The following is a 21,294-nucleotide window of genomic DNA, read 5'->3' as shown; positions in this document are numbered from 1 at the left end:
TGCGCTAGCATGTACTAGAGATCTCCAGCAGCGTTTCGCTGTCGGAGTTTTATAGAGGTGGCCCACCACCCGATCACCGTAGCACACCGTCAGACCGTGACGATAAGGAGACACCATGGCTAATCAGAGCCGTCGTAAGTTCATGCGTAACAGCGTGCTGGGGCTTGCTGCCCTGCCGTTTGGTGCGGGTATCCTGTCGAAAACTGCTTTTGCTCAGGAGCTGCCCCGTCTGGACCCGTCCTCACCGACGGCCCAGGCACTGAACTACGTTGAAGAAGCCAGCGACGCCAGCGACCACCCGGCTTTCGAAGAGGGTGAACTGTGCTCCAACTGCATGTTTTTTGTGGAAGGCACCGAAGGTTGCCAGCTGTTCCCGGAAAACAGTGTCGAGCCGGACGGCTGGTGCCAGTCCTGGACCGCACAAGGCTGATACCCTGGACCCCGCGCTCGCCGCGGGGTCACTGTTTTCAGGGATGGTTTTCCTTGTTCTCTTCTTCTACCGGCCACTGGTAGCGGCGAGTCACCCGCCCCTCGTCCAGCGACACCAGGTGCACCGGAAACCCCCACAGCTGCTGAAGGTGACGAATCACCGGATACACGCTTCTGGCCAGCGGACGACGATGGTCCTGAACGTGATGCAGTGTCAGGGAGCGATCCCCCCGAATGGCGGCCTCCACCACTTGAATATTGGGCTCGCGTACCGATAGCGCATACTGGGTCGAGAGCGCATCGCGCACCCGCCGATATCCCCGCTCATCATGAATCGCCGCCACTTCCAACATCTCCGACTGGTCGTCGTCGACGATCATGAACAGCTTCAGGTCACGCATCACCTTGGGTGATAAAAACTGCTGGATGAACGACTCGTCCTTGAAGTTACGCATGGCGAACTCCAGCGTTTCCCGCCAGGGGCTACCGGCAATGTCCGGAAACCATTCGCGATCTTCGGCGGTGGGATCTTCGCAGATGCGCTTGATGTCCATGAACATCGCAAAGCCCAGCGCATAAGGGTTCAAGCCGCTGTAGTAAGGGCTATCGAACCCCGGCTGATTGATGACCGCCGCGTGGGACTGTAGAAACTCCAGCATCAGCCCTTCGTCCACCTTGCCCTCGTCATAGAGCCGATTCATCAGGGTGTAGTGCCAGAAGCACGCCCAGCCCTCATTCATTACCTGGGTTTGCCGCTGAGGGTAGAAGTATTGCGCCAGCTTGCGCACGATGCGCACGATCTCCCGCTGCCAGGGGGCCAGCAACGGCGCGTTCTTCTCGATGAAGTAGAGCAGGTTCTCCTGGGGCTCCGAGGGGTAGCGCCCGCCACTGTGCAGCCCTAGCGGGTCATCGTCGCTGTGCAGCGCCCCGGGTAGCGGTACGGCACCCGTCGGTGGCTCGGGAATGGTGCGCCAGAGCATGTTGACCTGGGTTTGCAGGTAGGCCTCTCGCTCCTCCTGGCGCTTGGCCTCCTCCTCGGCCGACATGGGAGAAGGCCGCTTGTAACGGTCGACCCCGTAATTCTGCAGGGCATGGCAAGCGTCCAGCAACTGCTCCACGGCGTGAGTACCGTGGCGCTCTTCGCACTGGGCGATGTACTTGCGGGCAAATACCAGATAATCGACGATGGACTCGGCATCGGTCCAGGTACGAAACAGGTAGTTGCCCTTGAAGAAAGAGTTATGGCCGTAGCAGGCGTGGGCAATCACCAGCACCTGCATCATCAACGTGTTCTCCTCCATCAGGTAAGCGATACAGGGGTTGGAGTTGATCACCAACTCGTAGGCCAGGCCCATCTGGCCTCGCTTGTAGGCCTGTTCCACGGCCAGAAACTGCTTGCCGAACGACCAGTGGTGATAGCCCACCGGCATGCCCACGCTGGCGTAGGCATCCATCATCTGCTCGGTGGTGATCACTTCTATCTGATTGGGGTAGGTATCCAGCCGATACTCGTCAGCCAGCCGCGCCAGCTCTTCGTCAAAGCGCTCCAGAATACCAAAGTTCCAGTCGGAACCCGTTGCAATGGGGTTGCGGTCAACACTCATGGCCCACTCCTTAACGCGCGTTAGCGCTCCTGGCTCAGGCGGCGCTTGAACAGCTCACGGAAGACGGGATAGATATCCCCGGCATCGACGATCTGGCGCATGGCAAAACGCTCGGGAAACTGGGCAGCCACGGTTTCATACTCATGCCAAAGCGACTGATGATCGTGGGGGGTGATCTCCACGTAGGCGTAATACTGCAGCTGCGGCATCAGCTGCTTGACCAGCAGGTCGCGGCAGATATTGGAGTCATCGTCCCAGTTGTCGCCGTCGGAGGCCTGGGCCACGTATAGATTCCACTGGCCTGCCGGGTAGCGCTTTTCGATGATCCTGTTCACCAGCGTCAGCGCACTGGAGACGATGGTTCCGCCGGTTTCGCGGGAGTAGAAGAACTCCTCCTCGTTGACCTCCCGAGCGGCGGTGTGGTGGCGCACGAATACCAGCTCGACCTTTTCGTAGTGCTTCTCCAGAAACAGGTAGAGCAGCAGGAAAAACCGCTTGGCGATATCCTTGTGGTTCTGGGTCATCGAGCCGGAAACGTCCATCACGCAAAACATCACCGCCTGGCTCGATGGCTGCGGCTGGGCGGCCAGCTGGTGATAGCGCAGGTCGTAGGTATCGATGAACGGAATCGCCTCGATGCGCTTCTCCAGCCGCTCCACCTCGGCCTTGAGCTCCGCCACCCGGGCCGGGTTGCGCAGCACCGGGTCCTTGCGCTCTTCCGCCGCCAGCGCCTCTTCAGCCTCTTTCAAGGCCCGCTTGATGGGCGCGCGCATGGCAATACGGCGGGCGTAGGCTTCGCGCATGGAGCGGGTAATGCTGATGCGCGAAGGTACGCCGTCACGGGCCAGCCCCGCCCGCACCATCTTGACCTCCTCCAGCGACTTCAAGGGCTTGCGCTGCAAGTGTGGCAGCTCCAGGCCGTCGAAAACGAATTCCAGGAACTCCTCGCGGCTGAGGGTGAAGGCAAACTCGTCGTTGCCCTCCCCCTGATTGGACGCCCCGCCTTCACCCGCGCCACCACCGCCCTGCCCACCGGGGCGACGTATCTTGTCCCCCTGCAGAAACTCCTTGTTGCCGGGGGAAACGATGGTGCGGGCGCCGCCGCTGCCGTGCTGGAACACCGGCTCGGAGATATCCCTGGTTGGAATCGAGATTTTCTCGCCGCGCTCCATGTCGGTGATGGAGCGACGGTTCACGGCTTCCTCGACCGAACGCTTGATATGCTTGCGGTAACGCTCCAGAAAGCGCTGCCGATTGACCGCGCTCTTGTGCTTGGCGTTAGGTCTGCGATCAATGAAGTAGGTCATTCGACCTCCTTGATGCCTCAGGCGGGAGCGCTGAACATTCGCGCCCGCCCATCGTGAGGTTCACCCCCGTAACCGGCTGGCTACTGGGACTTGCGAACGCGCAGATACCACTCGGAAAGCAACCGCACCTGCTTTTCGGTATAGCCGCGGTCCACCATGCGCGCCACGAAATCCTCGTGTTTCTTCTGATCGGACCTGGATGCCTTGGCGTTGAACGAGATGACCGGCAAAAGCTCCTCGGTATTGGCAAACATCTTGTGCTCGATGACGCCCTTGAGCTTCTCGTAGGACTGCCAGCTAGGGTTCATGCCGTTGTTCTGCGCCCGCGCCCGCAGCACGAAGTTGACCACTTCATTACGGAAGTCCTTGGGATTGGAGATCCCGGCCGGTTTTTCGATCTTCTCCAGCTCTTCGTTCAGCGACTGGCGGTTCAACAGCTCGCCGGTTTCGGGGTCGCGGTACTCCTGATCCTGAATCCAGAAGTCGGCATAGGTCACATAGCGGTCGAAAATGTTCTGACCATACTCGCTGTAGGACTCCAGGTACGCGGTCTGAATCTCCTTGCCGATGAAATCCACGTAACGCGGGGCCAGAAACTCCTTGATGAAGCCCAGGTAGCGCTCGAACACCTCCGATGGCAGCTGCTCCCGCTCAAGCGCCTGCTCCAGCACGTACAGCAGATGGACCGGGTTGGCTGCCACTTCCTGGCTGTCGAAGTTGAACACCCGCGAAAGGATCTTGAAGGCAAAGCGGGTAGACAGCCCCTGCATGCCTTCATCGACGCCTGCCGCGTCGCGGTACTCCTGGATGGACTTGGCGCGGGGATCGGTATCCTTGAGGTTGTCGCCGTCATAGACCCGCATCTTGGAGTAGATACTGGAGTTTTCGGGCACTTTCAGCCGGGACAGCACGGAGAACTGGGCCAACATGCGCAGCGTATCCGGGGCGCAAGGCGCGGCGTTCAGGGACGAGTCTTCCAGCAGTTTCTGGTAGATCTTGATCTCTTCGGAGACGCGCAGGCAGTAAGGCACCTTGACGATGTATACACGGTCGAGGAACGCCTCGTTATTGCGGTTGTTGCGGAAGGCCTGCCATTCGGATTCGTTGGAGTGGGCCAGAATGACGCCATCGAAGGGGATCGCGCCCATGCCTTCGGTGGGGTTGTAGTTCCCCTCCTGGGTGGCGGTCAGCAGCGGATGCAGCACCTTGATGGGTGCCTTGAACATCTCCACGAACTCCATCAGGCCCTGGTTGGCGCGGCACAGCCCGCCCGAGAAGCTGTAGGCGTCCGGGTCGTCCTGGGAGTAGAGCTCCAGCTGGCGGATATCCACCTTGCCCACCAGCGAGGAGATATCCTGGTTGTTCTCGTCACCGGGTTCGGTCTTGGAGATGGCGATCTGGTTCAAGCGCGACGGATAGAGCCGCACCACGCGGAATTGGGAGATATCACCACCGTACTCCTTCAAGCGCTTGGCGGCCCAAGGTGACATGACGCTGCGCAAGTAGCGGCTGGCAATACCGTACTCCTGCTCCAGCAGCTTGCCGTCCTCTTCCGGTGAAAACAGCCCCAGCGGGGATTCGTACACCGGCGAGCCCTTGATGGCGTAAAACGGGATACGCTCCATGAGCAGCTTCAGACGCTCGGCCAGCGACGATTTGCCGCCGCCCACCGGCCCCAGCAGATAGAGGATCTGCTTGCGCTCTTCCAGGCCCTGGGCCGCGTGGCGGAAGTAGGCCACGATCTGCTCGATGGCCTCTTCCATGCCATGAAATTCGGCAAACGCAGGGTAACGGCGAATCACCTTGTTGGAAAAGATACGTGACAGACGCGGGTCTTTCGCCGTGTCGATCACTTCAGGCTCGCCTATGGCTTCCAGCATGCGCTCGGCGGCGCTGGCATACACCTTGGGATCACGGCGGCACAGCGCCAGATACTCCTCCAGGCTCATGTCCTCTTGCTGAACGCGGGCAAAACGGTCTTGAACGTGATCAAAGATGCTCATGGAACTCTCCTGTGGCCCATCCCCGGCAGCCATCGCCTGACCCAAATTCCCAGGCCGCCTGCCGTGCGAAGTGTCGCTCTATCAGCGTAGTCAGCATTAGCAAAATGTGATGACGAAACCTTCAACGCAGCGCAACTTTCCGCGTCTTATATGGCTATGAGCAAAGGCGAGGCAAAATAGTTGCGTTGAAAACACCGGGCTGACAAGAATCCTCTCCAACAACGCAACGCGCCGCCTGAACAGGCGGCGCGACGACCACGAACGAGCCTCGCTGGCGGCTTACTCCAGCACGGATTTGACGTCGGCCAGCAGTTGATCCAGCAGCTCGATGGTGGTGTTCCAGGCGCACACGAAGCGTGCGCCGCCCGCGCCAATGAAGGTATAGAAGGTCCATCCGCGCGCTTTCAACGCTTCGATGGCATGAGGAGGCAATTCAACGAAAACGCTGTTGGCTTCGGTGGGGAACATCAGCGAGACGCCAGGCAGCGCCTGCAACCCTTCCGACAGATAGCGGGCCATGGCGTTGGCGTGCTCGGCATTGGTCAACCAGGCGCCGCTTTCCAGCAGGCCCAGCCAGGGCGCCGAGACATAGCGCATCTTGGAGGCGAGCTGGCCCGCCTGCTTGCAGCGGTAGGAGAAATCCTCGGCCAGTTCCCGGTTGAAAAACAGGATGGCTTCGCCAAACGCCAGGCCGTTCTTTGTGCCTGAAAAGCACAGCGCATCCACCCCAACCTGCCAGGTCAGCTCGGCCGGTGACGCCTTCAGGCTGGCGCAGGCATTGGCAAAGCGCGCGCCATCCATATGCAGGCGCAGGTCATGCTTGTCGGCCATGGCGCGAATCGCCAACAGCTCTTCACGGGAGTAGACCGTACCCACTTCGGTGGCTTGGGTCAGCGACACGACCTTGGGTTTGGGGTAGTGGATATCGCTACGCTTGGTGACCAGCGCCTCGATCCCTTGGGGAGTCAGCTTGCCATTGGCACCCGGGGAGGTGAGCAGCTTGGCCCCGTTGGAGAAGAACTCCGGACCGCCACACTCGTCGGTTTCGATGTGGGCCAACTCATGACAAATCACGCTGTGGTAGCTGCGCCCCATCGCGGAAAGCGCCAGTGAATTGGCAGCGGTGCCGTTGAACACGAAGAACACATCGCAATCGTAGTCGAACATCTCACGAAAGCGGTCGGCGGCACGGGCAGTCCAGCGGTCGTTGCCGTAGGCCAGGTCATCGGCCTGATTGGCTTCCAGCAGGTACTGCATCGCTTCCGGGCAAATACCCGAGGTGTTGTCACTGGCTAAAAATCGTGGGGTACACTCCGAGGGCATGACGATTATCCTTTTTCTCTGGCGGTCGTGCAGCGCAGGCCGGGTGCCACCTGCGCCTTAATTCCCTAACAGGGCTTAGTCGTTAGGGTTGACCTTCAGTCTATCGTCATTTGAGCATTAACGTCACGCGCTCAATGCCGCTACAGCGTGGCAGCCAGACGGGTGCCCTGGTCAATCGCCCGCTTGGCATCCAGCTCGGCCGCTTCGTCTGCGCCACCAATCACATGCACGCGTTTGCCCGCCTGCTCCAGAGGCGCCAGCAGGTCCCGCACCGACTCCTGACCCGCGCACACCACAATGGTGTCCACCGCCAGCACCTGCGGCTCTTCGCCTTGGCGAACATGCAGCCCGGCATCGTCGATTTTCAGGTACTCGCAGCCGGTCAGGGTACGCACCCCACGCTGTTTAAGCGACGCACGATGCACCCAGCCCGAGGTCTTGCCCAGGTTTTTACCCGGCTTGGAGCTTTTGCGCTGCAACATCACGATGCTGCGTGGCGAGACGGGCGGTGTGGGGGCTTTCAGCCCGCCTGGCTCACTCACCGTGAGGTCCACACCCCACTCTTCACACCAGGACTGCAGATCCAGGGCCGGGTGGCCATGATGCGCCAGCAGTTCCGACACATCGAAGCCGATACCTCCGGCACCAATCACGGCCACCCGGCGGCCCACGCGCTCGGGCTGCGCGATGGCTTCGGCGTAACTCAACACACTGGGATGGTCGGCGCCGGGCAGGGTCAGCTCGCGGGGCGTCACGCCGGTGGCCAGCACCACGTCGTCGAAGGCAGCCAGCGCCTCCAGCGTGGCCTCGGTATTCAAGCGCACCTCCACGCCGTGCTTCTCAAGCATGACGCGGAAGTAGCGCAGCGTTTCGTTGAACTCTTCCTTGCCCGGAATCTTGCGCGCAAAGTTGAACTGCCCGCCAAGCTCGCTGCGCCGTTCGAACAGCACCACCCGATGACCTCGGCGGGCGGCTTCCACGGCGGTGGCAAGCCCGGCAGGCCCACCGCCGACCACGGCCACTCGCTTGGGAGACTCGGCAGCCACCAAAGGCAGTTCGGTTTCGTGGCATGCACGCGGATTGACCAGGCAAGAGGTCAGCTTGCCCATGAAGGTATGGTCGAGGCACGCCTGATTACAGGCGATACAGGTATTGATCTCTTCGGCCTTGTCGGCCTCGGCCTTCTGCACCCATTCAGGGTCTGCCAGGAAAGGCCGCGCCATGGAGACCATGTCCGCGTGCCCTGACGCCAGCAGACGCTCGGCCACATCGGGCATATTGATGCGGTTGGTGGTGATCAGCGGGATCGACAGCGCGCTGCGAATCCGTTTGGTCACCTCGCTGAAGGCTGCGCGAGGCACGCTGGTGACGATGGTGGGTACCCGCGCTTCGTGCCAGCCAATGCCGGTATTGATCAGGTTGGCGCCCGCCGCTTCGATGGCCTGGCCAAGCTGCACGACCTCTTCCCAAGTGCTGCCCTCCTCCACCAGGTCGATCATCGACAGCCGGAAGATGATCAGGAAGCGGTTGCCCACGGCTTCACGAACGCGTCTGACGATCTCCACCGCAAAGCGTATACGCCCTGCGAAGTCGCCGCCCCACTCATCGTCCCGGTGGTTGGTGCGGCGACAAATGAACTGATTGATCAGGTACCCCTCGGAGCCCATCACTTCGACCCCATCGTAGCCCGCCTGCTGGGCCAGCGTGGCGCAGCGCACGTAGTCGGCAATTTGCTGCTCGACCTCGTCGCTGGTCAGCGCACGGGGCACGAACGGATTGATGGGTGCCTGCAACGCCGAAGGCGCCACCAGCTCAGGGGAGTAAGCGTAGCGACCGGCGTGCAGAATCTGCATGCACAGATGTCCGCCCGCCTGGTGAACGGCGTCCACCACCTGGCGGTGCTCTTCGAGCTGGCTGGCCTCGGTGAGCGCATGCGCCCCCTGAAACACCGCACCCTCGGCATTCGGCGCAATGCCGCCAGTGACGATCAGGCTGACCCCCGCCCGCGCCCGCTCGGCATAGAACGCCGCCAAACGTGCAAAGCCGTTGGGGGCCTCTTCCAGGTTGGTGTGCATGGAGCCCATCAGCACCCGGTTGGGCAGCGTCAGGTGGCCCACGGTCAACGGGCGAAAAAGGTGCGGATAAGCGTGCATCACGGCGCTCCTTTGGAGTTGTTAGAACGACAAGCCTCTCATATTCAAACAAGCGTATGACATAGTTCCTTCGGCGTACAGCCTTTTACCGCCGTTGCCCCCTTGCTCATCATGGAAAAGAAGGTCACATTAACCGACTAACGATAAGAGGATGCTTACAAACTACTGCGCTAGGCCATGCGGCGTTGAAATCAGCCTCAAAATGCTCATTTACACTCTGTAAACTCCGCTTTTTCGGCTGATTTCGCCTTGCCTGACCGTCGCTCGTGACATTTGTAAACATCCTCCAAGGGATTGTCTTCAGGGAATGCGCTATGCCATTGATCTACTTCTTGCCCCCACTAGCCACCGTGCTGATCTGGTCGGGGAACATGACCATCAACCAGTTGACGGTCGGCGCGATTGCGCCCAGCAGTATCGCCTTTTTACGCTGGCTGCTGGCGCTGGCGGTCATGACCCCTTTCGTGCTGCCTGCGGTATTGCGTCACCGCGACGAGATTCGCCGCAACTGGCTGAAGCTGGCGCTGCTTGGGCTGCTGGGCATGGGCCTGTGGCAGGGGCTTGCCTACGTGGCAGCCGAAACCACCACCGCCACCAACATGGGCATTCTGGCGGCCATGGTACCCCTGCTGACGGTGCTGCTCAGCGCGCTGATTCTGCGTGAGCCCCCCACGCTGGGCGGCGTGGCGGGCGGCGTACTGGCCTTCATTGGCGTGACGGTACTGCTGGGGCGAGGCAACCCGCTGTCGCTGCTGCAACTCCAGGTGGCCCAGGGCGATGCACTGATGGTGGTGGCGGCCACCTGCTATGCGCTGTACGGCGTCATGTTGAAACGCTGGGCCATGAACCTTCCGCCTTGGGTAATGCTCTATGCCCAGGTCTGTTTTGCCGTGCTGTTCCTGCTGCCCGCGTACCTGATGGGCCCCATGACCCCAGTGGATAGCAGCAACGTCTGGCTGATTCTCTACGCAGGCATTCCGGCCTCGGTGATCACTACCTTCCTATGGATGCGGGCCGTCCGTCAGATCGGGGCCAACCAGTCGAGTATTTTCATCAACCTGATGCCCTTGTTCAGCGCCCTGATTGCCATGGCGTTTTTGGGTGAGCGGGTAGCGGGCTTCCACTTCATTGGCGGGCTGCTGATCCTGGCAGGCGTGATCATGGCGCAGACCTTGACCCGCCCCTTGGTCAGCCGCGTGGCGGCCAGTAAAACGAGCAGCGCCCAGCAATGATACAATAGGCTAACATCATTCGCTGAATGGGAACCCCTGACCTATGTCCCTGGAAGAACTGCACCTTAATCTGCGTAACCTGAGTAGCGACGATTACGAGCAGCTTAAGTCGCTGATGGACGCGGTGTATCATGATATTGGTGGCGCCTGGCCCGAGCACACCATTGCCAAGCTGATCCAGGAGTTTCCTGACGGCCAGATTGCCATCGAAGACGATGGCGTGCTGGTGGGCGTGGCCTTGACGGTACAAGTGGATTATGACGAGTTCTCCAACCCACACAAGTACGACGACCTGATCGGCCACCGGGAAATCATTCTCAACAACCCCGACGGCGACGCCATGTACGGGCTGGATGTCCTGATCCACCCCGACTACCGTGGCTACCGCCTGGGCCGCCGTTTGTACGAAGCGCGCAAGGAGCTGTGCCGCTCCCACAACCTGCGCGCCATTCTCGCCGGTGGGCGCATTCCCGAGTATCACCAGCATGCTGGCGAGCTGACCCCGGCCCAGTACATCGACAAGGTCTCCCGCAAGGAGATCTACGACCCGATCCTCTCCTTCCAGTTGGCCAACGACTTTCAGGTCAAGCGCCTACTGCGCAAGTACCTGCCCGAGGACGAGCAGTCGCGCGGCTACGCCACTCTGCTGGAGTGGAACAACATCCTCTTCGAACCCGCCGACAGCGTGCTGGATACCCGCCCGACGCAGGTTCGTGTGGGGGCAGTCCAGTGGCAAATGCGTGAGTTTGCCTCGGTGGAAGCAGCGCTTCAGCAGATCGAGTATTTCGTCGATGCGCTCTCGGATTACCAAAGTGATTTTGCCGTTTTCCCGGAGCTGTTCACCACGCCGCTGATGGGCCTGCAGGATCGCGCCGCCCAGAAAGACCAGACCGCCGCCATCCGTTTTTTGGCGGGCTTCACCGACCGTTTCAAGAGCGAGCTGTCGCGGATGGCGGTGTCCTACAACATCAATATCGTCGGCGGTTCGATGATCGAGGTGGGCGAGGATGATCGCCTCTACAATGTGGCTTACCTGTTCCATCGGGACGGCGAGGTGGAGAAACAGTCCAAGCTGCATATCACCCCGCAGGAACGGCGCGACTGGGTGATCGAAGGCGGCGACGACCTGCAGGTGTTCGAAACCGATGCCGGCCGTGTCGGCATCCTGATCTGCTACGACGTGGAGTTCCCGGAGCTGGGCCGCCTGCTGGCCGACCAGGACATGGACATTCTGTTCGTGCCGTTCTGGGTCGACACCAAAAATGGCTACCTGCGTGTGCGCCACTGCGCTCAGGCACGGGCTATCGAGAACGAGTGCTACGTGGTCATCTGCGGAAGCGTGGGCAACCTGCCGTCCATCGAGAACCTGGATATCCAGTATGCCCAGTCGGCGGTGTTCACCCCCTCCGACTTTGCCTTCCCCCATGACGCGGTGCTGGCCGAAACCACGCCCAATACCGAGATGATCATCTTCTCGGACCTGGATTTGACCCGCCTGACCGTAGTGCGTGCAGAAGGCTCGGTGACCAACCTCAAGGACCGCCGCAAGGATCTCTTCGACCTGCGCTGGCGGGACTGGTCGCTGAAGTCCGGCGCCAAACGGGAAGAGTAAGCCCCCGGCCGCCGTGATGGCTGGATAAAAAAAGCCGCTCCCTCGAGAGAACCTCAGGGAGCGGCTTTTTATTGAACATCCTGCTTAGCGTCGCAACTGGCATGAGATGCCAAAACGGCTGCGCTAATCCGGCCATACCAGATGGGCAGGCACCCTGCCCTTGGCATCGAACACCACGCCCTCGTCACGCAACTTCTGGTGCTGGCGCGCCGCGCCGCCATGGTCGGCCAGCGTCAGCGATGCCGCAATCACGCGGTGCCAGGGCACCTGGTGCCCCTCGGGCAAGTGTCGCATGGCAGACCCCACCATGCGCGGCGTGGCCCCTTCGGTCATGCTGGCCACGCGCCCATAAGTGGTCACCCGTCCCGCCGGGATCTGATCGACGATGGTATAGATCTGTTCCAACAGCTCGGGACGCGGCATGGCTACCTCGAATGCGGGATCTCCAAGGTGAGATGGCTTACAGGCCATCCACCAGTTGATTAATGGCCTGGAAGGCTTCTTTCAGTGCGCTATCACGCTGGGCGTCGCCCATGTTGAGGCCTTCCGCAAACACCACGTCCACATCGCTGATGCCCATCAGGCCCAGCATGGTTTTCAGGTGCGGGGTCTGGCTATCGAACTCGGTGCCAGCGTATTGACCACCCCGGGCCGCGAGGATGATGGCGCGCTTACCTTCCAGCAGCCCCTGCGGGCCATTTTCAGTATAGCGGAACGTTTCACCAGCGCGCAGCACGCGGTCGAACCACGCCTTCAGCTGCGAAGGAATCCCCAGGTTGTACATCGGCACCGCCAGCACCAGTACGTCGTGGGAACGCAGCTCGGCCAGCAGCTCATCGGAGCGGGCCGCCAGTGCTTGTTGGGCGTCGCTACGCTCGTCGGCCGGGGTTTGCCATGCGCCCAGCTCTTCGATGTCCAGGTGGGGCAGCGCATTGGCCACCACGTCGCGGTGGCTGACCTCCACGCCGCCACGGGCAGCGGCCTGCTGCTGAAAATGGTTCGCCAGCGCATTGGACTGGCCGTTTTCACCCAGAACGGAAGACGTGACTAACAGAGTACGGGTTGCCATCGTAAGATTCCTTGCCAAAGATTAAAGAGATGGCGCTATTCTAAGGCGCTTTCCAATAAGCAAAAGCGCAACGTTTTCCGCCGTTCATTCGACAAAATCGAATCGTGCTCCATAAAAAAAGCCCCGCTCCGTGGCCATGGCGGCAACACGGGCGGGGCGTTTTCATGACGCGTTCAGGGCTTTTTGGGCCAGGCCTTGGGGTCCACCTTGTTGGCCAGTTTGGGGAACTGGCTCGGGTCGAACACCGGCTCCTTACCCGCCTTCAACTGCGCGTCGTAATCCTTGAACAGCGCAAAGGCAATGGGCGACAGCATCAGAATAGCCACCAGGTTGATGATCGCCATCATGCCCATGGAAAGGTCGGCAAAATTCCAGATGGCTCCCAGGCTGGCCACCGAGCCCACCATGATCATGCCCAGCACGGCCAGACGATACAGCATCACCGCCAGCGGAGCCCGGCGGCCAGCCAGGTATTCGATGTTGGACTCACCGTAGGAGTAGTTGGCAATCACGGACGTAAACGCAAACAGCAGAATCGCTACCGCAATGAACATGCCGCCCCACTCGCCCACATGGCTGGAGAGCGCCATCTGGGTCAGCTGGATGCCGTTGCTCTCCTCGCTGGCCAGCAGTTCCGGGCCCGCCATGATGATAATGGCCGCCGTGGCGGTACAGATCACCAGCGTATCCAGGAAGACCCCCAGCATCTGAATGAACCCTTGGGCCGCCGGATGATCCGGCCGGGTGCTGGCCGTGGCCGCCGCGTTGGGAGCAGAGCCCATGCCCGCCTCATTGGAGAACAGGCCTCGCTGAATACCGTTGATGATGGCTTGGGAAATGGCATAGCCCATGGCCCCGCCAGCGGCCTGCTCGATTCCGAAGGCGCTCTGCACGATGGTCAGCAGCGCGGCGGGCAGGTCGGCGATATTCATGGCCACCACGATCAGCGCCAGCACCAGATACAGCAGGGCCATCAGCGGCACGACCAGCTCGGCCACCTTGGCAATCGACTTCAAGCCGCCAAAGATGATCGGCGCCACGACGGCCATCAGCACCAGCCCCATGGCCCAGGTGGGGATGGCAAACGCCTGCTCCATGGCCTGGGCAATGGAGTTGGCCTGCACGCTATTGAAGGCCAGGCCGAAGGCAATGATCAGGCAGATCGAAAACAGCACCGCCAGCCAGCGCAGCCCCAGGCCGCGCTCGATGTAGCGGGCCGGGCCGCCACGGAAGGTATTGTCGCCGTGGTCGGTCTTGTAGGCCTGCGCCAGCGTGGACTCCACGAAACTGGTCGCCATGCCCACCATGGCGGTCATCCACATCCAGAAAATCGCCCCTGGGCCACCGAAATAAATGGCGACCGCCACCCCGGCCAGGTTCCCCGTTCCCACTCGAGCCGCCAGGCTGGTCGAGAGCGCCTGAAAGGAGGATATCCCGCCATTGGACTGCCGCGAGGTGCGCAGCAGTTTGAACATGTGGCCAAAATAGCGAATCTGAATTCCCCGTGTCATCACGGTAAAGTAGAGACCCGCACCGATGAGCAGGTAAATCAGTACACTGCCCCATAATAGCCCGTTGCTGCGATCCACGACCGCCGTCAACAGAGATGAAAGTGTCGCATCCATGGTTAATTGACCTTGATTGAGAAAAGTGAAGGTGCATCATTCTTCACGGCTGCACCAAAATGGCAAGAAAAATGGCAAATTAGTCCATACACGGCAAAAAACGCTGCGCCATGCTCAGCAGCCCGTGATGGTTGCCAGGATTCTTCTGGGCCCGCCCTGTTCGCGATGCTCGCCCAGCCAGATGCCTTGCCAGGTGCCCAGCGCCAAACGCCCATCCCGCACGGCCAGGCAAAGCTGGGTACCCAGCAGGCTGGACACCACGTGGGCAGGCATGTCGTCCGGCCCTTCCAGGGTATGTCGAAAGTAGTCCAGCCCTTCCGGCACCAGGCGGCTTAGAAAGGCGTTCAGATCGTGGCGCACATCCGGGTCGCTGTTTTCGTTCAGGGTCAAGGAGGCCGAGGTATGCAGAAGCTGTAAGTGCACCAGCCCCTGATGGCACTCTTCGAGGCACGGCAGTGCCCGAGCAATCTCATCAGTGATCAGATGGAAGCCCCTGGGCATGTCGGGCAGGTGAATCTCTTGTTGGTGCCACATAAACACTCCTTTGTCATGGTGGGCCTGCAAACAAGTATGGGGGTCGTCAAACCCAAACGTTTCGTTCAACCATAGCCTATTTCGCCGCGCACCCATAAAACTCACCACAGGTCATCGCCGCCATGGCGGTGGCGTCGCCTCGCTGTTAAATTGAATGGCGATATTCCCACCGCTTACAAGGAACCGTTCACATGGAGGTCGTCATGCGCTATTCCCTACTGTCGCCAAGGAAACTGGTAACGGCATCGGCGCTTTGTGTCTCAAGCGTGCTTCTGGCCGGATGCACGGGCATCCCCGATGGCACCGAGGCCGTCACCGGGTTCGAACTCGATCAGTACCTCGGGGAGTGGTATGAAATCGCTCGCCTGGACCACTCCTTCGAGCGCGGCCTGGACTGCGTGACCGCCAACTACAGCCTGCGCGACGATGGCGGTGTGCGGGTCATCAACCGGGGCTACAACCTGGCAGAAGGCAGCTGGGACGAAGCCGAGGGCCGGGCCTATTTCATCGATGACGACAGCGTTGGCCGCCTGAAGGTAAGCTTCTTTGGCCCGTTCTACGGCGGCTACAACGTGCTGGCACTGGATGATGACTATCAGTGGGCGCTGGTTTCCGGCCCGAACCGAGACTACCTGTGGATTCTGGCACGCACACCGACGCTGGATAGCGAGCTGGAAGCTCGCCTGCGCCAGCAAGCGGCCGAGCTGGACTTCCCCACCGACGAGCTGATCGATGTGGTTCAAGACGAGCGCTGCCCCGGCCGCTAGGCTCTGCCAGGCTCGCCTGCACAGCACCTACTCAGCATCAGGCAACGCAGGTACTCGGCCCGCGATCTCCTGCTGGAGAAAATCGATTAGTGCACGGATGCGGGCCGGGGTATGGCGGCGCTGCTCGAACACCGCATAGAAGTCTGCCCGTACGCCCTGCCACTCGGGCAGCAGCAGTTGCAGCTCGCCACTGGCCAGGTGTTCGTTGACATCCCACCAAGAGCGCAGCATGACGCCATGGCCATCCAGCGCCAGTCGCGTCACCACTTCGCCATCGTTACTGGCCAGGTGGCCACTGACCTTGACCGATTGCTGGCGCCGCGCTGCGGAGCGCTGCTCGAAGCGCCACAGCGCAAAGTCACTATCGTTCTCGCGGATCAACAGGCAGCGGTGCTGCGCCAGATCCTGCGGCGTACGCAGGGCGGGCATGTTGGCAAGGTAGCTCGGCGACGCACAGAGCATGCGCCGATTGGGCAGGATACGCCGAGCCACCAGCCGTGAATCCGGCGGTTCGCCAATGCGAATCCCCACATCGAACCCATGGTCGCTGAGATTGAGGGGAAAGTTGGTCAACTCCAGCCAGCTCTCGATGCCCGGATGCCGAACGCAGAAGTGTGACAGCAGCGGCGCAATGTGGCGTCGCCCAAAGCCAAAGGTGGCATTGACCCGCAAGCGCCCCTGCAGCCCATGGCTGGCCGCGTCGCGCAGGTCACTCTCCAGGGCGTCCAGCTCATCGAGAATCAGGCTGCCCTGGGCAAGATAGCGCTCGCCTTCGGCGGTCAGCGTCAGGCGGCGGGTCGTGCGCGCCGCCAGCGACACCCCTAGCCGCGCCTCCAGCTGCTTCAGCCGTTTACTCACCGCCGAGAGGGAAATACCCAACTCCCGGGCCGTTGCCGTCAGGCTGCCCGCTCGAGCCAACTGCTGAAAAAACGCCAGATCGTCCAGTGGAGCCATGGGATTCTACACCTGAAAGCAACAATAGCTTGAATAGTAGCCTGATTATCTCATCGCCAACAGCCGCTACACTGCATGAACGGTACGCCTTTCACACGACCATAAAAAAAGGAGGCCCCATGGCCCATCAGATTGCAGTCATCGCTGGCGACGGCATCGGCACCGAAGTCATGCCGGAAGGTATTCGCGCACTGGAAGCGGTGGCCGAGCGCTTCGACCTCGCGCTGGAGTTCGCCACCTTTGAGTTCGGTAACTGCGACTACTACCTTGAGCACGGCAAGATGCTGCCGGATGACTGGTACGAGCAGCTCAAGGGCTTCGATGCGCTGTTTTATGGCGCCGTGGGCTGGCCAGACAAAGTGCCTGACCATATTTCCCTGTGGGGCTCGCTGCTGCAGTTCCGCCGCCAGTTCGATCAATACATCAACCTGCGCCCCTGCAAACTGATGCCGGGCATCAAGAGCCCGCTGGCCGGTCGCGCCCCGGGGGATATCGACTTCTACGTGGTGCGTGAAAACACCGAAGGCGAATACTCCAGCATCGGCGGCAAGATGTTCGAAGGCACCGAGCGGGAGATCGTCATTCAGGAAACCGTGATGAGCCGCACCGGGGTCGACCGAGTCTTGAAATACGCCTTCGACCTGGCCCAGACGCGACCACGCAAGAAGCTCACCTCGGCCACCAAGTCCAACGGCATCTCGATCACCATGCCCTACTGGGACGAGCGGGTCGCCGAGATGGCCAAGCAGTACCCGGATATCAACGTCGACAAGTTCCATATCGACATCCTCACGGCCAACTTCGTGCTGCACCCCGACTGGTTCGACGTGGTCGTGGGCAGTAACCTGTTCGGCGACATCCTCTCCGACCTGGGCCCGGCCTGCACCGGCACCATCGGCATCGCGCCTTCCGCCAATATCAACCCGGAAGGCAAGTTCCCCAGCCTGTTCGAGCCGGTTCATGGCAGCGCACCCGACATTGCGGGCAAGGGCATTGCCAACCCCATCGGCCAAATCTGGTCAGGCGCCATGATGCTGGAACACCTGGGACACAAGGAAGCCGCCGACGCCATGGTCGAGGCCATCGAAGCCGTGCTCAGTGAAGGGAACCCGCAGGTGCTCACCCGCGACGTGGGCGGCCAGGGCACCACGGAAAGCCTGGGCAAGGCCATTGCCGAGCGCCTGCGCGACCAGGGCTAGCGCCAGGCCCCACTGGCCATGTCGTTGATCAATGTGGTTGGTAAAGGCGGTTGGTAAAGGCGATTGAAACGGTAGTTGATAAAAATTGGTTGTAAAAGCGCGAACGCCTGCCCTCAACGGGGCAGGCGTTCACACTGTGCGCGCTGAGCGTTAGCTGGCCAGTTTGGCAGCGACTTCAGCCACGTATTTACCCTGGAAACGGGCAATTTTCAGCTCGCGGTCATCCGGCTGACGCGAACCGTCGCCGCCTGCCAGCGTCGCCGCGCCATAGGGCGTGCCGCCACTGACCTTCGAGATATCGAACTGCTCTTCGATGCCGTAACCAATCGGCACGATGACCATGCCGTGGTGGGCCAGGGTGGTCCAGGTCGACGTGATGGTCATCTCGTCGCCGCCCCCGGTGCCGGTGGAGGTAAACACGCTGGCGACCTTGCCACGCAGTGCGCCTTTCGCCCATAGCCCGCCGGTCTGGTCGAGGAAGGTACGCATCTGCCCCGCCATGTTGCCAAAACGCGTCGGCGTGCCGAAGATGATGGCATCGTAGTCGGCCAACTCTCCTGGCGTGGCTTCCGGGGTAGTGAAGTCCTGCTTGCCACCGGCATTCTTGAACGCGTCTTCCGGCATGGTTTCCGGTACGCGTTTGACGGTGACCTCGACCCCTTTCACGCCCTCGGCGCCTTCTGCCACGGCGGCCGCCAGGGTGTCGATGTGCCCATACATCGAGTAATACAGTACCAATACCTTCGTCATGGCTCACTCCTTTCAGATGACGACACGCTACCCCAGACGGGCAGCAAGGACTGGTTACACCATAGTCCAGCCCCAGCCACTTATCAGCGAAAGTTTTCGACGCTCTGAATCGATTTCATCGATGTGGGCACCTTGCACTTTTGCCACTTCAGCACTAATTTTTTTGTATTCAACTTGTTTGCCGTTTCATTCGGGTACAACGCCAAGGAGCCAGGCATGACCATTTTCGAAGCACTGCGTAAAGACCACGATATTCAGCGTGACCTGTTGGCCCAACTGGTAGAGACCCACGGTGACAGCGACGCCCGCGACTCTCTTTACCAACGGGTACGGGCGGAGCTTAAGTACCATGCCAACGCCGAAGAGCGGGCTCTGTATATTCCGATGATGGACCTCGACCTCACCCAGGAAAAAGCGCGCCACAGCGTTGCCGAACACCACGAGATCGATGAGCTGATCGAGCTGCTGGACGACACCGACTACAGTGCCAGCCACTGGCTGACCCACGCCAAGCAGCTGCAGCATCTGGTGACCCATCACCTGGACGAAGAAGAACAGGAAGTCTTTCAACTGGCCGGTCGGGGCTTGCAGGAAGCCCAGAAAACCACGCTGGCCAAGGAGTATCAGGACGAAATGCAGCGCCAACGGTCGGGCTGACCTCCCGGCCTTACCCGCCCGGTATTGCAAAGCGCTTGTGGATCACGCCATGGGCGCTTTTTTACGGGTTACTTTCATCCTCGCACCGACCATTTTCACGCGCACGACGCCACCCCTTGCGACACGAGCTGAGCGTGGTAAAGGTAGGGCAACACAAGTAGATGCCCATGACCAAGGACACTTTCATGCTAGGCCAATGGCTCGACTGGACCCTTGACGATGAACGCCCGTCGCCACGCATAGGCCGCTTTGCCAGCGGCAGCTACCATCTGCACCGACCGGGCATACTGGAGCTAACGCCCAACATTTTGCGCCCCGATGCCCGGGCCTGTGTCTTTTCTGCCGCCATTCATGGCAACGAGACCGCTCCGGTAGAACTGCTGGGCGAATGGCTGGCCGCTCTGGAAGCCAGCACCCTGCAACTGGGCGCTCCCGTGCTGGTGATTCTGGGCAACATTCCTGCCCTCAAGGCCCAGCAGCGCTACATCACCACCAACCTGAATCGCTTGTTCAAGCGCGAACTGGCCGACCAGGGCGACGAGCCCGAACGGGCGCGCCAGCTGATGGAGGCCGTGGATACGTTCTATGCCCGCCATCACGCCCTGCCTCGGCTGCATTACGACCTGCATACCGCCATCCGCGGCAGCCTGCATACCCGCTTCGCGGTCGAGCCATTCGCCGAGTCGGCGACCGACTCTGAACAGTGGGAGTGGCTGGCCGCCGCCGACATGCAGGCCGTGCTGCACCAGCATCAGCATAGCTGGACGTTTTCTCACTACAGCAAGTACTACCATGGTGCCCAAGCCTTTACCTTCGAGCTGGGGCAAGTCGCCCCGTTCGGCCACAATGACATGGAAGCCCTGGCCCCCATGCTCACGTTGATCAGTGCTCTCGGTAGCGGCTATGCGCCCCCCACCCAGCCAGCCAGCACCATGGCATTCTACCGGGTGCAGCATGAACTGATACGTCACTCCGAAGACTTCACGCTGTGTTTCGATGAAGACGTGCCCAGCTTCAGTCGCTTCGATACCGGCACCTGCCTGGCCAAGGATGCCACCGCCGGTGACTTCGTGGTGGAAGAGACGCCGCTGCACGTGGTGTTTCCCAACGCTCAGGTCGAGATAGGCGCCCGAGCCGCCTTGCTGGTGGCGCCGGAACGGACAGCAAACTAGGGAGCGTTAACAATTAGGCCAGCCATATGACGGCGGATACAAGGTTGAGTAGCGACTGGTAGTTTCTCGCCAGTCGCTCATAGCGTGTTGCCAGCCGCCTGAACTGCTTGATTTTCTGGAAGAACCTTTCTACCAGGTTGCGATCCTTGTAACAGTGCCAATCTATCTCGGGGCATTCCAAGCGATTCTTTCTCGGCGGAATCACCGGCTCGGCGCCCACCGCTCGAATGATGTCCCTCAAAGCGGTGGAATCATACCCCTTGTCGCCAAGCACCGCCGCTGGAGAAAAGCCCGCCAGTAACGCTGGGGCGGCTCCGTACTCAGACGCTTGGCCCGGTGTGAGGATTAGCCGTACCGGGTTGCCGAGGGCATCGACCGCCGCGTGGATCTTGGTGCTCAATCCCCCACGCGATTTCCCCATGGCTTCGGTGCTCTGAGCCGTTTTTTTGCCGCCCCATGCTGATGAACTTTGACGATACTGCCATCTATCATCAGCTGCTCCATGTCGGGATCATCGGCTAATGTGTCGATAACCTGCTGCCAGACCCCCTTCTTAGACCACCGGTTATAGCGCATGTAGACAGTGTGCCAGCGACCGAAGGCGTCGGGCAGATCACGCCAGGGAGCGCCTGTCCGGGCGATCCACAGGACGGCTTCCACGAACAAGCGATTGTCCTTGGCCGTCACCCCGCGATCTGAAGCTTTGCCGGGGAGCATGTGCTCGATGCGCTCCCATTGGTCATCACGTAGCATTAGCCGAGGCATAGATCACCGAAAAATGCTGATATTCTAAATCAGCCCGATCTCCATCAGCAATTGTTAACGCACCCTAGCCACAGAAAGTCCCGTTGAAGAAAAGATAGTTTGATAACAATAACGTAGAGGGGCCATCAGGAGTGCTCTT

At 60.6% G+C, this 21,294-nt stretch carries 18 protein-coding genes and 1 pseudogene; 7 read left to right on the top strand and 12 right to left on the bottom strand.

The window, feature by feature from the left end:
* Nucleotides 1–115: 115 nt before the first annotated feature.
* Nucleotides 116–430, top strand: a complete 315-nt coding sequence (locus KVY02_RS05275; RefSeq protein ID WP_189463707.1) for a high-potential iron-sulfur protein — start codon at nucleotides 116–118, stop codon at nucleotides 428–430.
* Nucleotides 431–467: 37 nt separating this feature from the next.
* On the opposite strand, the gene KVY02_RS05270 is transcribed toward KVY02_RS05275, so the two are convergent.
* The 5 genes from KVY02_RS05270 to KVY02_RS05250 all read right to left on the bottom strand — a co-directional run bounded on the left by KVY02_RS05270 (nucleotide 468) and on the right by KVY02_RS05250 (nucleotide 8,819).
* Nucleotides 468–2,033, bottom strand: a complete 1,566-nt coding sequence (locus KVY02_RS05270) for a SpoVR family protein (protein WP_218314646.1) — start codon at nucleotides 2,031–2,033, stop codon at nucleotides 468–470.
* 20 nt (nucleotides 2,034–2,053) lie between these two features.
* Nucleotides 2,054–3,340 (bottom strand): YeaH/YhbH family protein, encoded by a 1,287-nt coding sequence (locus KVY02_RS05265; RefSeq protein ID WP_218314644.1) that lies wholly within the window; start codon nucleotides 3,338–3,340, stop codon nucleotides 2,054–2,056.
* Nucleotides 3,341–3,420: 80 nt separating this feature from the next.
* Nucleotides 3,421–5,343: a PrkA family serine protein kinase gene (locus tag KVY02_RS05260; RefSeq protein WP_016916546.1), complete on the bottom strand. Its 1,923-nt coding sequence runs from the start codon at nucleotides 5,341–5,343 to the stop codon at nucleotides 3,421–3,423.
* A gap of 279 nt (nucleotides 5,344–5,622) precedes the next feature.
* The gene (locus tag KVY02_RS05255) at nucleotides 5,623–6,666 is read right to left on the bottom strand and encodes a threonine aldolase family protein (protein ID WP_218314642.1); all 1,044 of its coding nucleotides are present in this window, start codon (nucleotides 6,664–6,666) and stop codon (nucleotides 5,623–5,625) included.
* 140 nt (nucleotides 6,667–6,806) lie between these two features.
* Entirely contained in the window at nucleotides 6,807–8,819 is a 2,013-nt protein-coding gene (locus KVY02_RS05250) for an FAD-dependent oxidoreductase (protein WP_218314640.1), read from the bottom strand.
* A gap of 314 nt (nucleotides 8,820–9,133) precedes the next feature.
* Here KVY02_RS05250 and KVY02_RS05245 point away from each other — a divergent pair, with 314 nt between their 5' ends.
* Together KVY02_RS05245 and KVY02_RS05240 are read left to right on the top strand one after the other, a co-directional pair.
* A complete protein-coding gene (locus tag KVY02_RS05245) occupies nucleotides 9,134–10,051 on the top strand; it encodes a DMT family transporter (protein WP_081135321.1) in 918 nt (305 codons plus the stop codon).
* A 43-nt stretch (nucleotides 10,052–10,094) separates the two neighbouring features.
* Complete coding sequence (locus KVY02_RS05240) at nucleotides 10,095–11,663, top strand: bifunctional GNAT family N-acetyltransferase/carbon-nitrogen hydrolase family protein (RefSeq protein WP_100731293.1); 1,569 nt, start codon at nucleotides 10,095–10,097, stop codon at nucleotides 11,661–11,663.
* A gap of 123 nt (nucleotides 11,664–11,786) precedes the next feature.
* Here KVY02_RS05240 and KVY02_RS05235 read toward each other — a convergent pair whose 3' ends face one another.
* The 4 genes from KVY02_RS05235 to KVY02_RS05220 form a co-directional block, all read right to left on the bottom strand.
* Nucleotides 11,787–12,086: an MGMT family protein gene (locus KVY02_RS05235; RefSeq protein ID WP_016916542.1), complete on the bottom strand. Its 300-nt coding sequence runs from the start codon at nucleotides 12,084–12,086 to the stop codon at nucleotides 11,787–11,789.
* A gap of 37 nt (nucleotides 12,087–12,123) precedes the next feature.
* Nucleotides 12,124–12,732: an FMN-dependent NADH-azoreductase gene (locus KVY02_RS05230; RefSeq protein ID WP_016916541.1), complete on the bottom strand. Its 609-nt coding sequence runs from the start codon at nucleotides 12,730–12,732 to the stop codon at nucleotides 12,124–12,126.
* 173 nt (nucleotides 12,733–12,905) lie between these two features.
* Entirely contained in the window at nucleotides 12,906–14,357 is a 1,452-nt protein-coding gene (locus KVY02_RS05225) for an alanine/glycine:cation symporter family protein (protein ID WP_081192254.1), read from the bottom strand.
* Nucleotides 14,358–14,471: 114 nt separating this feature from the next.
* Nucleotides 14,472–14,891 (bottom strand): secondary thiamine-phosphate synthase enzyme YjbQ, encoded by a 420-nt coding sequence (locus KVY02_RS05220; RefSeq protein ID WP_100731295.1) that lies wholly within the window; start codon nucleotides 14,889–14,891, stop codon nucleotides 14,472–14,474.
* Between the two features lie 203 nt (nucleotides 14,892–15,094).
* On the opposite strand from KVY02_RS05220, the gene KVY02_RS05215 reads away from it, so the two are divergent.
* On the top strand, nucleotides 15,095–15,658 hold the full coding sequence (locus KVY02_RS05215) for a lipocalin family protein (RefSeq protein WP_218314638.1): 564 nt from the start codon (nucleotides 15,095–15,097) through the stop codon (nucleotides 15,656–15,658).
* A gap of 27 nt (nucleotides 15,659–15,685) precedes the next feature.
* Here the strand turns inward: KVY02_RS05215 and KVY02_RS05210 are convergent, their stop codons facing one another.
* Nucleotides 15,686–16,612, bottom strand: coding sequence for a LysR family transcriptional regulator (locus KVY02_RS05210; RefSeq protein WP_218314636.1), 927 nt, complete (start codon nucleotides 16,610–16,612; stop codon nucleotides 15,686–15,688).
* A gap of 119 nt (nucleotides 16,613–16,731) precedes the next feature.
* On the opposite strand from KVY02_RS05210, the gene KVY02_RS05205 reads away from it, so the two are divergent.
* The gene (locus KVY02_RS05205) at nucleotides 16,732–17,811 is read left to right on the top strand and encodes a tartrate dehydrogenase (RefSeq protein ID WP_218314634.1); all 1,080 of its coding nucleotides are present in this window, start codon (nucleotides 16,732–16,734) and stop codon (nucleotides 17,809–17,811) included.
* A gap of 150 nt (nucleotides 17,812–17,961) precedes the next feature.
* Here KVY02_RS05205 and wrbA read toward each other — a convergent pair whose 3' ends face one another.
* Nucleotides 17,962–18,561 (bottom strand): NAD(P)H:quinone oxidoreductase, encoded by a 600-nt coding sequence (gene wrbA, locus KVY02_RS05200; RefSeq protein WP_081192262.1) that lies wholly within the window; start codon nucleotides 18,559–18,561, stop codon nucleotides 17,962–17,964.
* Nucleotides 18,562–18,777: 216 nt separating this feature from the next.
* On the opposite strand from wrbA, the gene KVY02_RS05195 reads away from it, so the two are divergent.
* Both KVY02_RS05195 and KVY02_RS05190 read left to right on the top strand, forming a co-directional pair.
* Nucleotides 18,778–19,218: a hemerythrin domain-containing protein gene (locus KVY02_RS05195; protein ID WP_016916534.1), complete on the top strand. Its 441-nt coding sequence runs from the start codon at nucleotides 18,778–18,780 to the stop codon at nucleotides 19,216–19,218.
* Between the two features lie 185 nt (nucleotides 19,219–19,403).
* Nucleotides 19,404–20,390: a succinylglutamate desuccinylase gene (locus tag KVY02_RS05190; RefSeq protein ID WP_218315048.1), complete on the top strand. Its 987-nt coding sequence runs from the start codon at nucleotides 19,404–19,406 to the stop codon at nucleotides 20,388–20,390.
* A 13-nt stretch (nucleotides 20,391–20,403) separates the two neighbouring features.
* Here KVY02_RS05190 and KVY02_RS05185 read toward each other — a convergent pair.
* A pseudogene (locus KVY02_RS05185) lies at nucleotides 20,404–21,107 on the bottom strand (IS5 family transposase).
* Between the last annotated feature and the right edge of the window lie 187 nt (nucleotides 21,108–21,294).

The organism is Halomonas sp. 18071143, assembly GCF_019211725.1.
Classification (GTDB): Bacteria; Pseudomonadota; Gammaproteobacteria; order Pseudomonadales; family Halomonadaceae; genus Vreelandella; species Vreelandella stevensii.
The sequence above is the reverse complement of the archived record's forward strand: the minus strand, read 5'-3'. Positions and strand labels throughout refer to the sequence as shown.

Coding starts and splice junctions, on each gene's coding strand:
- KVY02_RS05275 (WP_189463707.1), top strand. CDS start 116: ATGGCTAATCAGAGCCGTCGTAAGTTCATGCGTAACAGCGTGCTGGGG.
- KVY02_RS05270 (WP_218314646.1), bottom strand. CDS start 2,033: ATGAGTGTTGACCGCAACCCCATTGCAACGGGTTCCGACTGGAACTTT.
- KVY02_RS05265 (WP_218314644.1), bottom strand. CDS start 3,340: ATGACCTACTTCATTGATCGCAGACCTAACGCCAAGCACAAGAGCGCG.
- KVY02_RS05260 (WP_016916546.1), bottom strand. CDS start 5,343: ATGAGCATCTTTGATCACGTTCAAGACCGTTTTGCCCGCGTTCAGCAA.
- KVY02_RS05255 (WP_218314642.1), bottom strand. CDS start 6,666: ATGCCCTCGGAGTGTACCCCACGATTTTTAGCCAGTGACAACACCTCG.
- KVY02_RS05250 (WP_218314640.1), bottom strand. CDS start 8,819: ATGCACGCTTATCCGCACCTTTTTCGCCCGTTGACCGTGGGCCACCTG.
- KVY02_RS05245 (WP_081135321.1), top strand. CDS start 9,134: ATGCCATTGATCTACTTCTTGCCCCCACTAGCCACCGTGCTGATCTGG.
- KVY02_RS05240 (WP_100731293.1), top strand. CDS start 10,095: ATGTCCCTGGAAGAACTGCACCTTAATCTGCGTAACCTGAGTAGCGAC.
- KVY02_RS05235 (WP_016916542.1), bottom strand. CDS start 12,086: ATGCCGCGTCCCGAGCTGTTGGAACAGATCTATACCATCGTCGATCAG.
- KVY02_RS05230 (WP_016916541.1), bottom strand. CDS start 12,732: ATGGCAACCCGTACTCTGTTAGTCACGTCTTCCGTTCTGGGTGAAAAC.
- KVY02_RS05225 (WP_081192254.1), bottom strand. CDS start 14,357: ATGGATGCGACACTTTCATCTCTGTTGACGGCGGTCGTGGATCGCAGC.
- KVY02_RS05220 (WP_100731295.1), bottom strand. CDS start 14,891: ATGTGGCACCAACAAGAGATTCACCTGCCCGACATGCCCAGGGGCTTC.
- KVY02_RS05215 (WP_218314638.1), top strand. CDS start 15,095: ATGCGCTATTCCCTACTGTCGCCAAGGAAACTGGTAACGGCATCGGCG.
- KVY02_RS05210 (WP_218314636.1), bottom strand. CDS start 16,612: ATGGCTCCACTGGACGATCTGGCGTTTTTTCAGCAGTTGGCTCGAGCG.
- KVY02_RS05205 (WP_218314634.1), top strand. CDS start 16,732: ATGGCCCATCAGATTGCAGTCATCGCTGGCGACGGCATCGGCACCGAA.
- wrbA (WP_081192262.1), bottom strand. CDS start 18,561: ATGACGAAGGTATTGGTACTGTATTACTCGATGTATGGGCACATCGAC.
- KVY02_RS05195 (WP_016916534.1), top strand. CDS start 18,778: ATGACCATTTTCGAAGCACTGCGTAAAGACCACGATATTCAGCGTGAC.
- KVY02_RS05190 (WP_218315048.1), top strand. CDS start 19,404: ATGCTAGGCCAATGGCTCGACTGGACCCTTGACGATGAACGCCCGTCG.